Source organism: Acidovorax sp. Root275, assembly GCF_001428965.1.
Lineage (GTDB): Bacteria > Pseudomonadota > Gammaproteobacteria > Burkholderiales > Burkholderiaceae_C > Acidovorax > Acidovorax radicis.
Genome location: NZ_LMJH01000008.1, coordinates 947,518 through 965,264, shown reverse-complemented (window position 1 = coordinate 965,264; position 17,747 = coordinate 947,518). Strand labels below are relative to the sequence as shown.

Genomic DNA, 17,747 nt, shown 5'->3' with positions numbered 1-17,747 from the left:
GCTCCCCGAGACACTCTCCAAGGATTTCCGCGTGAAAGCTGCTACCACCCGCCTGAGCCTGCTGACCCTTGCCATGGCCCTGTCCGCCTGTGCCGCCCTGGAGGGCGACAAGATCGACTACAAGAGCGCCACCAAAGGCTCGACCCTGGAAGTCCCACCAGACCTGACCCAGCTGTCGCGCGATTCGCGCTACAACGTCCCTGGCGGCGCTGTCTCGGCTGCCGCCATGCAGGCCGGCCAGGCCGCGCAGCCATCGGGCACTGCCAACGCCGCCGCCCTGCAACTGGGCGACGTCCGCATTGAGCGCGATGGCAACCAGCGCTGGCTGGTGGTCAATCGCCCGGCCGACAAGCTCTGGGAGCCCGTGCGCGACTTCTGGCAAGAAAGCGGTTTCAACCTGGCCCAGGCAGAGCCCAACGTGGGCATCATGGAAACCGATTGGGCTGAAAATCGCGCCAAACTGCCACAGGACTTCATCCGCTCAACCCTGGGCAAGCTGCTGGACTCGCTGTACTCCACCGGTGAGCGCGACAAGTTCCGCACCCGCCTGGAGCGCAACGCCAATGGCGGCACCGAGGTCTACATCACCCACCGCGGGATGATCGAGGTCTACGGCACGGCCACCAAGGACAACACGGTGTGGCAGCCCCGCCCCTCTGACCCCGAGCTGGAAACCGAATTCCTGCGCCGCCTGATGGTCAAGCTGGGTGTGAGCCAGGAGCAGTCGAAGGCGGTGGCCGCAGCTCCCGCACCACGTGCTCAATCTGCCCGCATGGCCACGGTGGACAACAAGCCCGTGGTCCAGCTCGACGAGGGGTTTGACCGCGCATGGCGCCGCATCGGCCTGGCCCTGGACCGCACAGGCTTCACGGTGGAAGACCGCAATCGCAATGAAGGTACCTACTTTGTGCGCTATGTGGCCCCCAATGCCGAAAAGAAGGACCCCGGATTCTTCGGCAAACTCTTCAGCTCGTCCAACGCCACGCCTCCACTGAAGTACCGCATCGTGGTGCGCAGCCAGGGCGAGTCCACCACGGTGTCGGTGCTCAATGAGGCTGGCGTCCCCGAGTCGTCAGCCAATGCCGAGCGCATCGTGCGCGTGATTGCCGACGATCTGAAATAAGCACCCCCGGCGCACGCCACCTCCATTGCCCCGGCCGCCTGCCCGTGGAGCGGGGTTACGCTGCACGGGAAGCGCCTTCGACCACGACATGCTGCGCTTCAAAAACCTGGGCAGCGGCAGCACGGGCAACGCCACAGTGGTGGAAGGCAGCAGCGGCCCGCAGGTCCGCCGCCTGCTCATTGATTGTGGATTCGGCATCCGGCAACTGCAGGCCCGCTTGGCGCAAGCGCAACTGCAGTTGGAAGACCTGGATGCCGTATTCATCACCCACGAACACTCGGACCACATCGGCTGTGCGCTGGCCGTGGCGGTGCGCCACCGTATTCCGGTGTGGATGAGCCAAGGCACCTACGCTGCCCTGGGCGCGCCCGACTTTGATGGCATGCTGCGCATCGCGCACGACATGCAGGCCCTGGACCTGGGCACCTTCAGCGCCCTGCCCTTCACCGTGCCACACGATGCCCGCGAACCGCTGCAGCTGCGCTGCTCGGACGGTGCAACCCACCTGGGTGTGCTGACCGACCTGGGCCACGCCAGTGACCATGTTTTGCAGCAATTGCAGGGCTGCCATGCGCTCATGATTGAAGCCAACCACGACCCCGCAATGCTCGAAGCGTCCCGATACCCGGCCTTTCTGAAGCGCCGCGTCGGAGGACCGTATGGGCACCTGGCCAATTTGGCGACAGCCGACATCCTGCGCGCCGTGCGGCACCCTGGTCTGCAGCGTGTGGTCGCCGCCCACCTGAGCGCGCAGAACAATGCCCCCGCCCTCGCCCAACAGGCACTGGGTCTTGCGCTGGAGTGGCCCGCCGACGAAATCACCGTCGCCAGCCCAACGATGGGAACACCCTGGCTTTCAGTTGCAGGATGAAGTGACCCTGGCCATGTCGCAAACGACCAACCCCAGGGAAGGAAGGCACCGCCAAAAAGAAAAAGCCCCGACCTTGCGATGCGGGGCTTTCGGGGCGATAGCAGGTCTTGCAACCCGCTGTGGCCTGCAGCGAATTACTTGGCTGCGGAAGCGCCAGTAGCAGCGGTGGCAGCAGCGTCAGCAGCAGCCTTGGCAGCGTCAGCAGCGGGTGCGGCAGCAGCCGAAGCAGCGTCGGAAGCAGCAGGAGCGGCTTCAGAAGCGGCAGGAGCTGGTGCGGGTGCTGGAGCTGGGGCTTCCACGGCAGCAGGTGCTGGCGCTGGAGCTGGCTCTTCCTTCTTGCCACAAGCGGCGAGGGCTGCAGCAGCGATCAGGGCGGCCAGAACGAGAGAGTTCTTCATTTCGATTTTCCTAGTTGGACAGACAGAATCTTGAAAAGCCACGGCGTCAGGCTTTTTGGAAGCCCCGGTACGCTTTGGCACAATGCGCTTGGCTTGCACCTTTTTGGCGCAGCCGCCGATTATATTGGTATTTAGTCAATACAGACTAACACTGACGAAACCTTTACACCCGATTGACAAGGCACAAAGCGTGCATTTTGCTCACAACCCCAGCGTGGATGCGGGAAAACCGGGCGTGCTTTTGCTGCGCACCCACTCATTGAGGGTCTCGCGCAGCAGCACCCGCCGGTCCGGCTCGTTGCCGGCAACACCTACACACCGCTCCGGGTCCAGCCGCTGCATCACCCACTGCGGCGACCAGAACGCGCTGGGAATATCCAAGGGATCGGCGGTCGGGCTGCGGCGGCAATTGATGATGTGGTCCCAGGTGCCCCGCCAGCGTACAAACCGCGCATGCCGGCGAATCACGTCGTCGTAGCTGCACGCCAGCATGGTGAACCGCCGGCTCCCATGGGCCCAATCTTGGAGGGCCTCGACCACGCCACGTTCACCCAGGGGCCAGTCATGAAAATTCGCATCGCTGATCAGAATTTCCTTCCAGCCATCCCGGGCGGCGGTAGCAATCGCATCGCGCACCATCTGCTGAAACGCCTCTCTGCCACTGAAACGCCCTGAAGGCAGATCAGGCAGCGAATTCGGGGGAGGGGAAGCCTCGGTCATGGCGATGTCTCCTTGGGTGCGACAGTCTATTCAGCCCAGACATGGGCCCAGCCCGCATCACACCAGGACGACAGCAGCTCCAGCGCATCGTCACTGGCGCGCGCCAGTTCGCGGGCGCTCAACCGGCGTTCGTCGGCCAGGCGGCGCATCAGCGTCGCATCGCGGCCTGCAGCGCGGTAGCTCTCGCCATTGATGAACACATGGTGCGTGTCGTACATCATGCGGCTGCGGCGATCCAGGCGTACACCTTCGAGCATCACACCCGCGTCCCCTGGCTCGAACCACACGCTGGGCTTGGGTTCGGTCAGATATTCACCGAGCGCGCGCTCCAGCACCAGGGGCTGCGCCAGCGCGCGGGCCAGTGCATCGCGCGCAAAATCCTGCAACCCCGCAGGAATGGCTGCGGGCTGAGGCACAGCCTCCTGCTGCGCGTCTCGGTACAACAAGGGGCTGCCCTCATCGGCAGCATCCTCAGCCAGGCGCACCAGCAGTTCTTGCGCAAGCTCAGCACGGGCCGGGGCCCTGAAACCGATCGAATAGGTCATGCATTCGCCCTCGGCGATGCCGTCATGTGCATAGCGCGGTGGCAGGTACAGCATGTCGCCAGGCTCCAGCACAAACTCCTCTTCCGGCTCGAACTGCGCCAACACCTTGAGCGGAATGTCATCACGCAGCGTGAGATCCTTCTGGCGGCCAATGCGCCAGCGCCGCCGACCGTGGGCCTGCAACAGAAAGACGTCGTAGCTGTCGAAATGCGGGCCCACCCCCCCGCCAGGGGACGCATAGCTGATCATGAGGTCATCAAGCCGCGCTTCCGGCACAAACCTGAACTGCTGCATCAGCGCGTGTACTGCATCATTGTGCAGGTCCACCCCTTGCACCAGCAAGGTCCAGTCTGGCTGCTGGAGTGCAGGCAGGGCACGCCGCTGGAAAGGGCCGTGGCGCAGCTTCCACGCACCTTTGGCCAATTGAACAAGGCGGGACTCCACCCCCTCTTGGGCGGCCAGCGCGAAAAGCTCGGACCGCAGCACTGGGGGCGTGAACTGGGGAATAGCCTGGCGCACCAGCAAAGGCTTCTTCTGCCAATGGCGGCGCATGAATTGCGCGGGGGTCAGGCCACCGAGCAGGGAAAGGGGTTGCTGGATATCCATGGGCACAGGTCTACCCCTTTGCGGGGCCATTGGTCAAACTGCGACAATTCTCCTATGGAAATTACCCAACAATGTGTGGTCGCACTGACCTGGACGCTGAAAGACACCCTGGGCGAAGAACTGGACGTTCTCGATGACCCTGTGGAGTTTCTGGTGGGGGGCGACGATCTGCTGCCCCGCATCGAGGAAGCCCTGCAAGGCCACAGCCCCGGGGCCACGCTGGCACTCCACCTGGAGCCCGAAGACGCCTTCGGCGACTTCAATGATCAATTGCTGTTCCTGGAACCGCGTGCCCTGTTTCCCGCAGAGATCGAAGAGGGAATGACGTTTGACGGCGCCGCTTTGCCGCAAGGCTGCAACCCCGATGCTCCCCGCACCGGGCTCTACACGGTGACCGAGATCTATCCTGAACATGTGGTTCTGGACGGCAACCATCCGTTGGCGGGTATTGCGCTGCGTTTGCAGTTGACCGTACAAGCGGTGCGTGAAGCCACTGAAGAAGAGATTGGCCGTGGCACCGCCGGTACCGGTTTCTTTCGGGTTCAGCCCCAGGCCCCTGGCAATAACCTGCTCCACTGAACCGCATTGACGGGCAGTCCTGAACGACTCAGGACTCCCGCGCAACCTGCCGGTTCATCAAAGGCGAGAAATCTGGCCGTTGTAGAGGCGCACACGGTCACCCATGCGCAGATCCCCAGGGCTGCTCACGTCGTAGACGCGGTAGCCCCCGTGATCGAGTTGTACCGACAGGCGATAACCCTGTACTTCCTGGCTGTTGTTGCGGCCCTCGATGGCATTGCCTGCGACGGCTCCCCCAACAATACCTACGCCTGTCGCTGCGGCGCGGCCTGAGCCCTTGCCAATCTGGTTGCCCAGCACACCCCCGACCACGGCTCCGATCACAGCTCCTGCACCAGAGGTTTGGCCTTGTGAGCGCCCCTGCAGCACTTCAATGTTGGAAACCCGACCATATTCCGTGCCTGCCGGGCTGTTCGGGTAGGCTGGCGCGGTCTGGTAGCCACCTGAGTAGCCACCCGAATATTGCGGCGGAGGAGCCGAACGGTTGTGGCCGCAAGCGGCCAAGGAGCCCATGAGGACGACAGCACCGGCAATGGCGAAGGAACGGGTAAATTGCAGCATTTTCAAACTCCTAAAGTCAGGGGGGCTGGCGCATGGCGCTCTGAGAACTCAGACTCGGTGCGCATGCCTTGATTGGAACAACGCGCGAGCACCCCATGCCGTAGACGCGGAGGCTGCGAGTTGGTCAGTAACAGACTCTTCCAAAGGTAAGCGCCGTCTTACAACCACGCCCACGGCCCACTGGCTGCTCGTTTTTCAGGCTTTTCCGGTAGATCCGTAGCCGCCCTCACCGCGCTCCGTCGCTGCAAACTCCGTCACCACATTGAACTGTGCCTGCACCACCGGGACGATCACCAACTGGGCCAGTCGCTCCATCGGCTCCAGAGTGAATGCAGTGCCGCTGCGGTTCCAGGCGCTCACCATGAGCTGCCCCTGGTAGTCGCTGTCGATCAACCCCACGAGATTGCCCAGCACGATGCCATGCTTGTGACCCAAGCCCGAGCGTGGCAGGATCAGCGCGGCATACCCGGGGTCCTTGAGGTACACGGCAATCCCCGTGGGCACCAGCTGCCAACCATTGGGCTGCAATGTCAGCGGAGCATCGAGGCAGGCCCGCAGATCCAGGCCAGCACTACCGGGCGTGGCATAGGTTGGCAACTGGTCCGCCATGCGCGGATCCAGAATCTTCACATCAATCTTCACAGCTATTTTTTCTTTCCTGTTTTGCGCTGCTGGGTCACTTGCCGCAGCCGCTCCTGCAAGGGCGCCACGCCTGGCGTGGCGCCGGAGCCTGCGGATGATAGGGCTTTGGGCGCAGCCTCCATCAGCCAGCCGAGCCCCCACCAAATAGCCCCCATGACCACCAGCCCCGGCAAAGAGCCCTGGCTGAACACAAACAGCGCAACGGCATGCAGTGCAATCAGCACCAACAGCACGACACGCACCGTCCGCAGCACTCCGAACAAAGGCATGAGAACCTGGGCAAGGTCCGGCGGAACAGCCGGAGACATCGGGCGCACACCACCTGCAGCCGCCGGCTTAGATGCCGTGGTGGAGCCAGGGGATGGTGCCTGCGCGCTCCTGGCGGGAGCTGACGCGCTCAGCCGCTCCACATATCGCGCAAAATCGCCATTGGGCGGTGTGTCCCATTCAGGCTTGGTGGAGCCAGTATTCATACGACCTCCTAAAAACGAAAGTCACGAACCCAGGGGCGGCAAGCGGGCGGCGATGTCCTCCACCAGTTGCTGCGCCAGCACGCGCTTGGAAGCACGGGGCAGCTCCCGGTGACCCTCCGCATCCACTAGCAACAGGGCATTGTCATCCATCCCAAAAGTGGCAGGGCCGATGTTGCCCACCAGCAGCGGTACCCCTTTGCGCACGCGCTTGGCCGTCGCATGGGCCAGCAGATCATGGCTCTCCGCCGCAAAACCGACACAGAACAAATCGCCTGCGAGGGCATGCGATGACTTCGCCACCGCAGCCAGAATGTCGGGGTTCTCGACAAAACCCAGGGTCGGCGTCTGGCCCGATCCGTCCTTCTTGATCTTCTGGGAAGACTGGCTGGCTGGCCGCCAGTCCGCCACGGCAGCCGTGGCAATGAACACCGAAGCCGCCTGCACATGCCGCTCCACCGCCGCCAACATGTCCCCGGCCGACAGCACATTCACACGGCGCACGCCACGCGGAGTGGACACATGCACAGGCCCGGCCACCAAAGTGACATCGGCTCCAGCCTCGCGGGCCGCGCGGGCGATGGCAAAGCCCATCTTCCCGCTTGAAAGGTTGGTGATACCGCGCACAGGATCGATGGCCTCAAAAGTGGGGCCCGCCGTCACCAGCACCTTGCGCCCCGCCAGGACCTTGGGCGCGAAGAAGGCAATCAACTCCTCAAGCAGCTCCCCAGGTTCCAACATACGGCCATCACCAGTCTCGCCACAAGCCTGGTCGCCGTTGCCCACACCCAGCACCACCGCACCATCCTGCGCAACCTGGGCCAGGTTGCGCTGCGTGGCTGGGTGAGCCCACATCTCACGGTTCATGGCGGGTGCCAGCAACAACGGCACCTGGTGCGCCGGACGTGCCAGGCACAGCAGGCTCAACAATTCATCCGCCCTCCCCTGCACCAGCCGCGCGATGAAATCCGCACTGCAGGGCGCAATCAGGATGGCATCGGCCTCACGGCTCAGGTTGATGTGGGGCATGTTGTTGGGCTCGCGCGCATCCCACTGCGAGCCATACACGGGGCGGCCGGACAGGGCCTGCATGGTGACCGGCGTGACGAATTGCTCAGCCGCTTCGGTCATGACGACCTGCACGGTGGCCCCCTCTTTGATGAGCTGGCGGCACAGATCAGCCGCCTTGTAGCAAGCCACGCCCCCACTCAGACCCAGAACAATGTGTTTGCCAGCAAGCTCATTCATGGAGCGAATTTAGCAGACGGGGGTGACCCTGCCGGCCGGGGTGCCGCCGGGGTGCCATCTATAATCCCAATTTCCCACCACCAAAAAAGACATGACCAAATTTGTCTTCGTCACCGGCGGTGTGGTGTCTTCCCTCGGTAAGGGAATCGCCTCAGCCTCCCTTGCCGCGATCCTCGAATCGCGGGGACTCAAAGTCACCCTCATCAAGCTAGACCCCTACATCAACGTAGATCCGGGCACCATGTCGCCATTCCAGCACGGCGAGGTGTTCGTGACCGACGACGGTGCAGAAACCGACCTGGACCTCGGCCACTATGAGCGTTTCATCGAAACGCGCATGAAGAAGACCAACAACTTCACCACGGGCAAGATCTACCAGTCCGTGCTGGAGAAGGAACGTCGCGGCGACTACCTGGGCAAGACCGTGCAGGTCATTCCCCATGTCACCAACGAAATCCAGGAATTCATCAAGCGCGGCGCGGGCATCGGCACGCCCGACGCGGTGGACGTGGCCATCGTCGAGATCGGCGGCACCGTGGGCGACATCGAATCGCTGCCGTTCCTTGAAGCCGTGCGCCAGATGAGCCTGCGCATGGGCCCCAACAATGCGGCCTTCGTGCACCTGACCTACCTGCCCTGGATCGCAGCGGCCGGCGAGCTCAAGACCAAGCCCACCCAGCACACCGTGCAGAAGCTGCGCGAGATCGGCATCCAGGCCGATGCGTTGCTGTGCCGCGCCGACCGCCGCATTCCCGAGGAAGAGCGCGCCAAGATCTCGCTGTTCACCAACGTGCCCGAATGGGGCGTGATCAGCATGTGGGACGTGGACACCATCTACAAGGTGCCCCGCATGCTGCACGAACAGGGCCTGGACGGACTGATCTGCGACAAGCTGCGCCTGAACACGCCGCCCACCAGCCTCAAGCGCTGGGACGACCTGGTGCACGAAACCGAGCACCCACAAGGCGAAGTCACCATCGCGATGGTGGGCAAGTATGTGGACCTTTCGGACAGCTACAAGTCCGTCAACGAAGCCCTGCGCCACGCCGGCATGCGAAACCATGTGCGCGTGAAGATCGACCATGTCGATTCTGAAACCATCGACAGTGCGGAGGCTGTGGCCAAACTGGCCAAGTACGACGCCATCCTGGTGCCCGGCGGCTTTGGCCAACGCGGTGTGGAAGGCAAGATCGCCACAGCCCAGTTTGCCCGCGAGCGCAAGGTGCCCTACCTGGGCATCTGCCTGGGGATGCAGGTGGCCACCATCGAATACGCGCGCCATGTGGCGGGCCTGGCGAACGCCAACAGCACCGAGTTCGACCCCGCCACCCCGCACCCCGTGATCGCCCTGATCACCGAGTGGAAAGATGCAGACGGCACGATCAAGAAGCGCGATGAAAACTCGGATCTGGGCGGCACCATGCGCCTGGGTGCACAAAGCTCTGACGTATCGGCCAACACGCTGGCCCACAGCATCTACGGAGATGTGGTGACCGAGCGCCACCGCCACCGCTATGAAGCCAACGTGAACTACCTGGACCAGCTGCGCAAGGCGGGTCTGGTGATCTCGGCGCTTACGCAGCGTGAAGAACTCACCGAAATCGTGGAGTTGCCGCAAAACGTGCACCCCTGGTTCATCGGCGTGCAATTTCACCCCGAGTTCAAGTCCACGCCCTGGAACGGCCACCCGCTGTTCAATGCCTTCATCAAGGCGGCGGTGGAACACCAGAAGCAAGCGGCGAAAGCCTGAGGAAAACGGCCATGCAACTGTGCGGATTCGACGTCGACCTCCACCAGCGCTTTTTCCTGATCGCGGGCACCTGCTCCATTGAAGGCTTGCAGATGTCGCTCGACGTCGCAGGCCAGCTCAAGGAAACCTGCTCCGCCTTGGGTATCCCGCTGATCTACAAGGGCTCGTTCGACAAGGCCAACCGCTCGTCCGGCTCCAGCCAGCGTGGTGTGGGGCTGGAGGCGGGTCTCAAGATCCTGGACGAGGTGCGCCGCCAGTTGCAGTTGCCCATCCTGACCGATGTGCACGACACAGCTCAGGTGGCCGAAGTGGCCAGCGTGGTCGATGTGCTGCAGACGCCCGCATTCCTGTGCCGCCAGACCGACTTCATCCGTGCCGTGGCGCAGTCTGGCAAGCCGGTGAACATCAAGAAGGGCCAGTTCCTCGCACCCTGGGACATGAAGAACGTCATCGACAAAGCCCGGGCTGCCGCGCTGGAAGTTGGCCTGTCGGAAGACCGGTTTCTCGCCTGCGAACGCGGCGTGAGCTTTGGCTACAACAATCTGGTGGCCGACATGACCAGCCTGGCCGAGATGCGCAAGTCTGGCGCGCCGGTGGTGTTTGACGTGACCCATTCGGTGCAAAAACCTGGTGGGCTTGGCGCCGTGAGCGGCGGCGCGCGCGACATGGTGCCTGTGCTGGCCCGCGCCGGTGTGGCTGCGGGCGTGGCAGGGCTGTTCATGGAAACCCACCCCAAGCCCGCTGAGGCCTGGTCGGACGGGCCCAATGCCGTGCCCCTCAAGCACATGAAGGCGTTGCTGGAGACCTTGGTGGCGCTGGACGACATCACCAAGAAAAACGGATTCCTAGAAAACAACTTCAACTGACAGGACGAAAAAATGGCCGTCGCCTACATCATCGTAGACATGAAAGTGACCGACCCCGAGCAGTACAAGCTGTACATGGCCGCCGCCCCCGCTGCGGTGAAAGCCCATGGTGGCGAATACCTGGTTCGCGGCGGAAAGTTCGAGACTTTGGAAGGCGATTGGACGCCAGCACGAGTGGCCATGCTTCGCTTCCCCAGTTTCGACAATGCCAAGGCTTTCTACGACGCCGAGTTGTACCGGGCCGCGCGCGCCAAGCGCGAAGGCGCCACCGAGTTTTTCAATATGGTGCTGGTCGAAGGCGTAGACGCCCCGGTCTGACCCTTATCTATCCAAAGGAAAAAAATGAGCGCAATCGTTGACATCGTAGGCCGCGAAGTTCTGGACAGCCGCGGCAATCCCACCGTCGAATGCGACGTGCTGCTGGAATCGGGCGTGATGGGGCGCGCCGCCGTGCCTTCGGGCGCATCCACCGGCAGCCGCGAAGCCATTGAAATGCGCGATGGCGACAAGAGCCGGTACCTGGGCAAGGGCGTGCTCAAGGCCGTGGAGCACATCAACACCGAAATCAGTGAAGCCGTGCTGGGCCTGGATGCCTCCGAGCAGGCCTTCCTGGACAAGACGCTGATCGACCTGGACGGCACCGAGAACAAGAGCCGCCTGGGCGCGAACGCCATGCTGGCCGTGTCGATGGCCGTGGCCCGCGCTGCCGCCGAAGAATCCGGCCTGCCCCTGTACCGCTACCTGGGCGGCATGGGCAGCGTGCAGTTGCCCGTGCCGATGATGAACGTGATCAACGGCGGCGCGCACGCCAACAACAGCCTGGACCTGCAAGAGTTCATGATCATCCCCGTGGGCGCTCCCACCTTCCGCGAAGCTGTGCGCTGGGGCGCTGAAGTGTTCCACGCGCTGAAGAAGATCATCCACGACAAGGGCATGAGCACCGCCGTGGGCGACGAAGGCGGCTTTGCCCCCAGCGTTGAAAACCACGAAGCGGCCATCCGCCTCATCCTGCAAGCCATCGAAGCCGCGGGCTACACGGCCGGCGAACAGATCGCCCTGGGCCTGGACTGCGCTGCGAGCGAGTTCTACAAGGACGGCCACTACGTGCTGGAAGGCGAAGGCGGCCTGAAGCTCACCGCCCAACAATGGACCGACATGCTGGCCGCCTGGGTGGACAAGTACCCGATCATCAGCATCGAAGACGGCATGCACGAAGGCGACTGGGACGGCTGGAAGCACCTGACCGAACGCCTGGGCGACAAGGTACAGCTGGTGGGCGACGACCTGTTCGTGACCAACACCAAGATCCTGAAGGAAGGCATCGACAAGCGCATCGCCAACTCGATCCTCATCAAGATCAACCAGATCGGCACGCTGACCGAAACCTTCGCTGCCATCGAGATGGCCAAGCGCGCCGGCTACACCGCCGTGATCTCGCACCGCTCGGGCGAAACCGAAGACAGCACCATTGCCGACATCGCTGTGGGCACCAACGCTGGCCAGATCAAGACGGGCTCGCTGTCGCGCTCGGACCGCATCGCCAAATACAACCAGCTGCTGCGCATCGAGGAAGACCTGGGCGAAATCGCTCAGTACCCCGGCCGCGCTGCGTTCTACAACCTGAAATGAAGCTCCCCCTGAGCCGCTTCGCGCCTTCCCCCTCTCCTGCGGGAGGGGGACGCACCCAGTGGCCCGGTCAAGCCGGTTCCACGGGTGCACTGGCGTGCAGCGCGCCCAGGACACAGGCATGGCCTGCCGCAGCCGGTCGGACGGCGCGGCATCGCACCAAGGACTGAACCGCCGCCATGGGCTCCCGCATAGTGCCTGTCATCCTGCTGGCTCTGCTGGCAGCACTGCACGCCCAGCTCTGGCTGGGGCGTGGCAGTGTGCCGCGCGTCAACGAGATGCAGCGGCAGATTGATGCGCAAAAGGTCGCCAATGACCAGGCCCGGCAGGCCAACGAGCGCTTGTCCTCGGAGGTGCACGATCTCAAGGAAGGGCTCGACATGGTGGAAGAGAAGGCGCGCAGCGAATTGGGCATGGTCAAGCCCAACGAGGTCTACGTGCAGTTCACGCCACGCTGAGCCCGTGCGTTTGCACTCCGAGGTTCAGTGACCCTCCCCCAAAAAACCGCCGTTCGGATGTCTTGACGACGGCACAGGGGGCGACGCCCCATCTTCTGACCACCTGCCCCCGTGCCCTCCTCGCCCACCATCGTTCTGCTCGGCGCGCCCGGCACTGGAGCCCAGGCGTTGAGCGACGCGCTGCACATGCAGCTTGCCGCCGGTTCCGCACACATTCTCTGCAACCCTGCCCTGTGCGGCCTGCCCCCTGAGGAAGTCATTGAGGCCAGCCTGATTCTGCTGATGGGGCTGGATCTGCCCTGCCCCGCTGGCGAACGGGCGGCGCAGGAGGCAGTCGACGCACGTTTGCGTGTGGATCTGGCCCAGGCTGGCATGGGCTATCGGGTGGTGTATGGGCATGGCGAGCAACGCATTGCCAATGCAATGATTGCTATTAAAAATATAGCAAAAAATACTCACCAATCAAGCACCAGGGGCATTTTTGACCCAAAATCCGATGCCAGCACCCGCACACCGGCCCGTCTTCGCGCCTGGAACTGCGAAAAATGCAGTGACCCTGAATGCGAGTACCGCCTGTTCACCGCGCTCACGGGGCGAGACACACGCACCACCTGAATCCTGGCAACCCAGGGCGCATCCCCCGAAAATGCGTGCTGGGGAGGGGGGCGCGACAGTAATCAGGCTTGCTGCACGAGGCCGCGCTTGAGTTCCTTGAGCAGCAGCACCACCTGGCTGGAGCCATAGCGGTACCCGCCGTGGAGCACCTGCACGGCCTTCTCCCATTCCCCTTGCTGGGCCCATTCCACCAGCACCGCGGCCTGTTCGTGAAAGTACTGGTGGCGCGCCATCAGCACTGCATAGGCAGGCTGGTCGCCCAGCAATTCCCCGCCCACGCCATGCAGCCACCGCCCGAGCGCGCCACGGTCGCTGCGGCGCACCTCCGCGGGGTCCAGGCCCTCGCTGGTGCGGCCTTCGAGGTAGTCCATGAGGTGGGTTTTCCAGCGCTCGTGGGCATTGATCGCTGCGTCGATGTCGAGGGCCGCCAGCACAGTGTCCGCACGCAGCGAGTCCGGCGCGCCTGCGGCACGGCTGCTGTCGCACAGCTCCAGCGAAGGCACAGCCTCCCGCCCTCGGGGGCCCACAAATACACGACGTAAGAAATCCATAGCCCCTCTTGCCACACCATGCGGCGCAGCTGCCAGGTGCTCTATGGAGCACCCCTGCAGAGAACCTCGTGTGTGAAAGGCGCCCATCTTAGGTGCGCAGAGCGGGGGAAAACGCGCGCGATTGTCAACGATGGTCATCCGCCCGGTGCCTCGGCCGGCCGCTGCAGCTCCATGGCGGCAATGGGCGCGGGGAAGCCTACTGGATGCCGGTCGGCCCCGGCGGCTGGGTGGCGGTGGGTGGCAGAAAAATCTGCGCGGCATCCACCGCATCGAAGCGGTACTGCTGGCCGCAGAACTCGCAGCCCACCTCGATGTCCTCGCGCTCTGCCAGGATGCTCTCGGCTTCTTCGATGCCCAGGTTGCGCAGCATGTTGCTCACGCGCTCACGGCTGCAGGTGCAGGCAAAACGCGGGCCGCTGGCACCCTGCTGGGGTTCGAAGCGCAGCAGCTTTTCCTCCCAGAACAAGCGGCGCAGGATGGTGTCCACATCCAGCGTCAGCAGTTCCTCGCGGGTCAGGCTGGCGGCCAGGTGGGCAATGCGGTTGTAGTCTTCGTTGTGGCCGATCTGGTCTTCGTTCTCGCGGTGCGAGAGGCCCGAGGCCAGGTTGCCCTCGCCCTTGATCGGCATGCGCTGGATCAGCAGGCCGGCGGCCACCTGATCGTTGGCGCCCAGCACCAGGATGGTGTCGAGCTGCTCGGATTGCAGCATGTAGTGCTGCAACACGTCGGACAGGCGCTCCAGCTTCTCGTGGCGGTCGCCGTACAGCGGAACCACGCCCTGATAGGGCCGCTGTCCGGGGTGGCGATCCTTGGGGTCCAGCGTGATGGCGCAGCGGCCACCGCCCCCTACATTCACCATCTGGCTCAGCGGTGCGCCTTCTGGCACTTCGCCATTGAGGGTGGCCGTGGCACGCAGGCTCAGGTCCGACTGCACTTCGGCCACAGCCAGTTTCACGGGGCCGTCGCCAAACACCTGCAGCACCAGCGCGCCATTGAACTTGATGTTGGACTGCATGAGCACGCCTGCAGCGGCCATTTCGCCCAGCAGCTCGCTCACGGGTGCGGGGTAAGCGCCGTTGGCGGTGTTGCCCGCACGGCGGCGCAGGATTTCGGTCCAGGCATCGGTCAGGCGCACGACCATGCCACGCACGGGCAGGCCTTCGAAAAGAAACTTGTGGAGTTCAGACACGCAGGGGTTCCAGGAGAAAAAATGGGCCGCAGCAACGAAAGAAAGCGGCCGCTGCTCAGGCGAGTTTGTGCAGGCCGTTGTGGTAACGGCGGGCGTTGTCGATGTAGTGCCGGGCGCTCTCGCGCAGGCCTTCGATCTGCTCGGGGGTCAGTTCGCGCACCGCCTTGGCGGGGCTGCCGATGATCATGGAACCATCCGGGAATTCCTTGCCCTCGGTGACCAGCGCACCCGCGCCCACCAGGCAGTTTTTGCCGATCTTCGCGCCATTGAGCACCACGGCGCCAATGCCGATCAGCGACTCGTCGCCGATGGTGCAACCGTGCAGCATGACCTGGTGGCCCACCGTCACACGCTCGCCCACCACCAGGGGCTTGCCAATGTCGGCGTGCAGCACGCTGGCATCCTGGATGTTGGAACCGGCACCAATGGTGATGGTCTCGGTATCACCCCGGATCACCGTGCCAAACCACACGCTGGTGTCTTCGCCAAGCACCACATTGCCCATCACCTGGGCGCTGTCCGCCACCCAGGCCGATGCAGCCAACTGGGGCACCATGCCATCGAGTTCGTAAATCGCCATGCACCACTCCGAAAAAGGGGAAAGGCCAGCGTTTGCGCAAGCCCAGGGAAGTCGCCAGTCGTTACAAAGCGTGCGCAGTGTTCCGAATGGCAGGGCCTAGAATTGTAAGGATGGAGCTTCGCCACCGTGCATTGCAGGTCTTGTGCCTCGCCGACCCTGAACAAAAAGCGGCTGCAGCGCTGGATCTGCATGCGCAAGCAGCTATATTTTCAATAGCAGAAAAAGCCCCCTCGCCGCCATCGGACGCCAGCGCACTGCCCGGTCGGCCCGAGCGGCCGTCGCTGCTTCGCCATACCGACGTCGCCCGCCGTTCGCCCGCCACCGCACAGGGGCGAGCCATCCTGATTCACGCCATTGCGCACATTGAGTTCAACGCCATCAATCTGGCGCTGGATGCCGTGTGGCGCTTTGATGGCATGCCCCGCGACTACTACACCGACTGGATGCTTGTGGCTGGCGAAGAGGCCCGGCACTTCCGCCTGCTGCGCGACCACCTGCGCAGCCAGGGGCATGACTATGGCGACTTTCCGGCCCACCAGGGCCTGTGGACGATGTGCGAGAAGACCCAGCACGACATCCTGGCCCGGATGGCCCTGGTGCCGCGCACACTGGAGGCCCGCGGATTGGACGCGACGCCGCAGATCCAGGCCAAGCTGCGCCAGGTGGGCACGCCCGACGCGCTGGCCGCCGTGGACATTCTCGACATCATCCTGCGCGACGAAGTGGGCCATGTGGCCATCGGCAACCACTGGTACCGCTGGCTGTGCGAGCGCCAAGGGGTGGACCCGGAGGCCCACTACGGCACCCTGGTCAAGCTGTACGAGGCCCCACGCCTGAAACCACCGTTCAACGAAACCGCCCGCCGCAAGGCAGGGTTCACCGACAACGAGTTGCGCTGGCTCCAGCAAATCTGAATTCCTGTGGTTACAGCGCGCGCCGGCAGCGGCTCCTACAATCCGCCGCGCCAGCCACCACTGACACTGGCCCCTCTTTCTTCGATACTCCCACCATGACCTCACCCTCCGCCCCCGGAACCCCCCCAGCCCCCCCCTCCGGCAACCAGACCTCCGTCGCCATGATCGCGCGGCAGGCCATCGTGAATGCGCAGCAGGTGGTGGTTGGCTACGAGCTGTTCAATCGCTCGCGCAGCGGCGCGGCGCATACGGCCGCCACCGATGTGATCCTGGTCTTCACGGCGCTCTCGCACGCGGGCACCGAAGAACTGGTGGGCAAGAAGCTCATCTTCGTGAACTGCACGCATGAAAGCCTTTCCGGGGGCCACCTCGAACTGGTGGAGCCCGACAAGGTGGTGCTGGAAATCCCCCCGCTGGGCCACACGGCGGCCGAAGAAGTTGCCACGCGCATGCCCATCCTGGCAGAGCTGCGCGACCGGGGTTTTCACCTGGCGTTCAACCACACGGTGCTGCAGTCGGCTTACGCCCCGTGGCTGCCGCTGGCGGACTACATCAAGCTCGATCTTTCGGTGCTGGCCGCCGACCAGCTGGCGGTGCTCATCAGCTATGCAGGCCGCCATTGCCAGGCCGAGCTGATCGCGGAAAAAGTGGAAACCGCCCAACAGTACGACATGGTGTCCAGCCAGGGCGTACAACTGTTCCAGGGCTACTGGTTCGCTCGCCCCGCGCTGGTGGAGGCCAAGCTGCTCACCCCGTCGCAGGCCAGCATCATCGAACTCATCAACCAGGTGCGCAAACAGGCCAGCACCGATGACATCGAGGACACACTCAAGAAGGACGCCGGCCTGGCCTTCAACCTGATGCGCCTGATCAACTCCGCGGGTTTTGGCCTGACGCGCGAGATCACATCCTTTCGCCAGGCCGTCATGCTCATGGGGCTCAAGAAACTGTTCCGCTGGGCGGCGCTGCTGCTCACGGCATCGCGCACCAGCGGCACGCCTTCGTCGGTGGGCCAGACCGCCGTCGAGCGCGGCCGCCTGATGGAACTGCTGGCCCTGGAAACCCTGCCGCCCGAGGAAGCCGACCAGGCCTTTGTGGTGGGCATTTTCTCGTTGCTGGACGTGATGCTGTCCATGCCCATGGAGTCCGCGCTGGGCCTGCTCAACGTGCCCGAGCCCGTGGCGGCGGCGTTGCTGCGGCGCGAAGGCTTCCTGGGAGACCTGCTGACCCTGGCCGAAGCCTGCGAGTCCAGCGACGATGTCGTGTTTGACCGCACGGCGGGCCTGCTGCACCTGACCAGCCAGCAGATCAACTTTGCGCACCTTCAGGCCCTCGCCTGGGCCGACCAGCTCGCTGCCTGAGTGCACCACACATTGATTCATAGGCGAGCGCCGCGTGCCGGTCTAGAATCATTGCAGCGCCCAGCACTTCACCA

The 17,747-nt window shown here is 63.7% G+C and carries 21 protein-coding genes; 11 read left to right on the top strand and 10 right to left on the bottom strand.

The features are described 5' to 3' along the window. The first annotated feature begins 31 nt into the window (after window positions 1–31). Together bamC and ASE52_RS14490 are read left to right on the top strand one after the other, a co-directional pair. Window positions 32–1,123 carry an outer membrane protein assembly factor BamC gene (bamC, locus tag ASE52_RS14495; RefSeq protein WP_082606877.1) on the top strand — a complete coding sequence of 364 codons (1,092 nt, stop codon included), beginning with the start codon at window positions 32–34 and terminating at the stop codon, window positions 1,121–1,123. An 88-nt stretch (window positions 1,124–1,211) separates the two neighbouring features. Further along, window positions 1,212–1,994, top strand: coding sequence for an MBL fold metallo-hydrolase (locus ASE52_RS14490; protein WP_057226985.1), 783 nt, complete (start codon window positions 1,212–1,214; stop codon window positions 1,992–1,994). Between the two features lie 134 nt (window positions 1,995–2,128). On the opposite strand, the gene ASE52_RS25165 is transcribed toward ASE52_RS14490, so the two are convergent. The 3 genes from ASE52_RS25165 to ASE52_RS14480 form a co-directional block, all read right to left on the bottom strand. After that, complete coding sequence (locus ASE52_RS25165; RefSeq protein ID WP_081474651.1) at window positions 2,129–2,392, bottom strand: hypothetical protein; 264 nt, start codon at window positions 2,390–2,392, stop codon at window positions 2,129–2,131. A 201-nt stretch (window positions 2,393–2,593) separates the two neighbouring features. Next, entirely contained in the window at window positions 2,594–3,112 is a 519-nt protein-coding gene (locus ASE52_RS14485) for a hypothetical protein (RefSeq protein ID WP_057226983.1), read from the bottom strand. A gap of 26 nt (window positions 3,113–3,138) precedes the next feature. Further along, a complete protein-coding gene (locus ASE52_RS14480; protein WP_057226981.1) occupies window positions 3,139–4,263 on the bottom strand; it encodes a cupin domain-containing protein in 1,125 nt (374 codons plus the stop codon). A 54-nt stretch (window positions 4,264–4,317) separates the two neighbouring features. On the opposite strand from ASE52_RS14480, the gene ASE52_RS14475 reads away from it, so the two are divergent. Beyond that, window positions 4,318–4,842 carry a peptidylprolyl isomerase gene (locus tag ASE52_RS14475; protein WP_010464010.1) on the top strand — a complete coding sequence of 175 codons (525 nt, stop codon included), beginning with the start codon at window positions 4,318–4,320 and terminating at the stop codon, window positions 4,840–4,842. Window positions 4,843–4,899: 57 nt separating this feature from the next. Here ASE52_RS14475 and ASE52_RS14470 read toward each other — a convergent pair whose 3' ends face one another. The 4 genes from ASE52_RS14470 to coaBC form a co-directional block, all read right to left on the bottom strand. Beyond that, window positions 4,900–5,403 carry a glycine zipper 2TM domain-containing protein gene (locus tag ASE52_RS14470; RefSeq protein WP_029414090.1) on the bottom strand — a complete coding sequence of 168 codons (504 nt, stop codon included), beginning with the start codon at window positions 5,401–5,403 and terminating at the stop codon, window positions 4,900–4,902. Between the two features lie 195 nt (window positions 5,404–5,598). Beyond that, a complete protein-coding gene (dut, locus tag ASE52_RS14465) occupies window positions 5,599–6,045 on the bottom strand; it encodes a dUTP diphosphatase (protein ID WP_057226979.1) in 447 nt (148 codons plus the stop codon). A 2-nt stretch (window positions 6,046–6,047) separates the two neighbouring features. Continuing rightward, the gene (locus ASE52_RS14460) at window positions 6,048–6,314 is read right to left on the bottom strand and encodes a hypothetical protein (RefSeq protein WP_010464007.1); all 267 of its coding nucleotides are present in this window, start codon (window positions 6,312–6,314) and stop codon (window positions 6,048–6,050) included. 225 nt (window positions 6,315–6,539) lie between these two features. Next, window positions 6,540–7,763: a bifunctional phosphopantothenoylcysteine decarboxylase/phosphopantothenate--cysteine ligase CoaBC gene (gene coaBC / locus ASE52_RS14455; RefSeq protein ID WP_057226977.1), complete on the bottom strand. Its 1,224-nt coding sequence runs from the start codon at window positions 7,761–7,763 to the stop codon at window positions 6,540–6,542. Window positions 7,764–7,854: 91 nt separating this feature from the next. On the opposite strand from coaBC, the gene ASE52_RS14450 reads away from it, so the two are divergent. From ASE52_RS14450 to ASE52_RS14425, 6 genes are all read left to right on the top strand, one after another. Further along, on the top strand, window positions 7,855–9,513 hold the full coding sequence (locus ASE52_RS14450) for a CTP synthase (RefSeq protein ID WP_057226975.1): 1,659 nt from the start codon (window positions 7,855–7,857) through the stop codon (window positions 9,511–9,513). A gap of 11 nt (window positions 9,514–9,524) precedes the next feature. Beyond that, window positions 9,525–10,379, top strand: coding sequence for a 3-deoxy-8-phosphooctulonate synthase (kdsA, locus tag ASE52_RS14445; protein ID WP_057226973.1), 855 nt, complete (start codon window positions 9,525–9,527; stop codon window positions 10,377–10,379). Window positions 10,380–10,391: 12 nt separating this feature from the next. After that, window positions 10,392–10,697 (top strand): DUF1330 domain-containing protein, encoded by a 306-nt coding sequence (locus ASE52_RS14440; RefSeq protein ID WP_010464003.1) that lies wholly within the window; start codon window positions 10,392–10,394, stop codon window positions 10,695–10,697. Window positions 10,698–10,721: 24 nt separating this feature from the next. Then, window positions 10,722–12,008 carry a phosphopyruvate hydratase gene (eno, locus tag ASE52_RS14435; protein WP_010464002.1) on the top strand — a complete coding sequence of 429 codons (1,287 nt, stop codon included), beginning with the start codon at window positions 10,722–10,724 and terminating at the stop codon, window positions 12,006–12,008. 176 nt (window positions 12,009–12,184) lie between these two features. Next, window positions 12,185–12,463 (top strand): septum formation initiator family protein, encoded by a 279-nt coding sequence (locus tag ASE52_RS14430; RefSeq protein WP_057226972.1) that lies wholly within the window; start codon window positions 12,185–12,187, stop codon window positions 12,461–12,463. Window positions 12,464–12,574: 111 nt separating this feature from the next. Next, entirely contained in the window at window positions 12,575–13,078 is a 504-nt protein-coding gene (locus ASE52_RS14425) for a hypothetical protein (RefSeq protein ID WP_057226970.1), read from the top strand. 62 nt (window positions 13,079–13,140) lie between these two features. Here ASE52_RS14425 and ASE52_RS14420 read toward each other — a convergent pair whose 3' ends face one another. From ASE52_RS14420 to ASE52_RS14410, 3 genes are all read right to left on the bottom strand, one after another. Further along, window positions 13,141–13,629: a CZB domain-containing protein gene (locus tag ASE52_RS14420; protein ID WP_057226967.1), complete on the bottom strand. Its 489-nt coding sequence runs from the start codon at window positions 13,627–13,629 to the stop codon at window positions 13,141–13,143. A gap of 196 nt (window positions 13,630–13,825) precedes the next feature. Further along, window positions 13,826–14,818 carry an Hsp33 family molecular chaperone HslO gene (locus tag ASE52_RS14415; RefSeq protein WP_010463998.1) on the bottom strand — a complete coding sequence of 331 codons (993 nt, stop codon included), beginning with the start codon at window positions 14,816–14,818 and terminating at the stop codon, window positions 13,826–13,828. A 55-nt stretch (window positions 14,819–14,873) separates the two neighbouring features. Further along, a complete protein-coding gene (locus ASE52_RS14410; RefSeq protein WP_010463997.1) occupies window positions 14,874–15,398 on the bottom strand; it encodes a gamma carbonic anhydrase family protein in 525 nt (174 codons plus the stop codon). Window positions 15,399–15,508: 110 nt separating this feature from the next. Here ASE52_RS14410 and ASE52_RS14405 point away from each other — a divergent pair, with 110 nt between their 5' ends. Both ASE52_RS14405 and ASE52_RS14400 read left to right on the top strand, forming a co-directional pair. Then, window positions 15,509–16,312, top strand: coding sequence for a ferritin-like domain-containing protein (locus ASE52_RS14405; protein ID WP_057226966.1), 804 nt, complete (start codon window positions 15,509–15,511; stop codon window positions 16,310–16,312). A gap of 95 nt (window positions 16,313–16,407) precedes the next feature. Next, window positions 16,408–17,673, top strand: coding sequence for an HDOD domain-containing protein (locus tag ASE52_RS14400; protein ID WP_057226963.1), 1,266 nt, complete (start codon window positions 16,408–16,410; stop codon window positions 17,671–17,673). The last annotated feature ends 74 nt before the right edge of the window (window positions 17,674–17,747 follow it).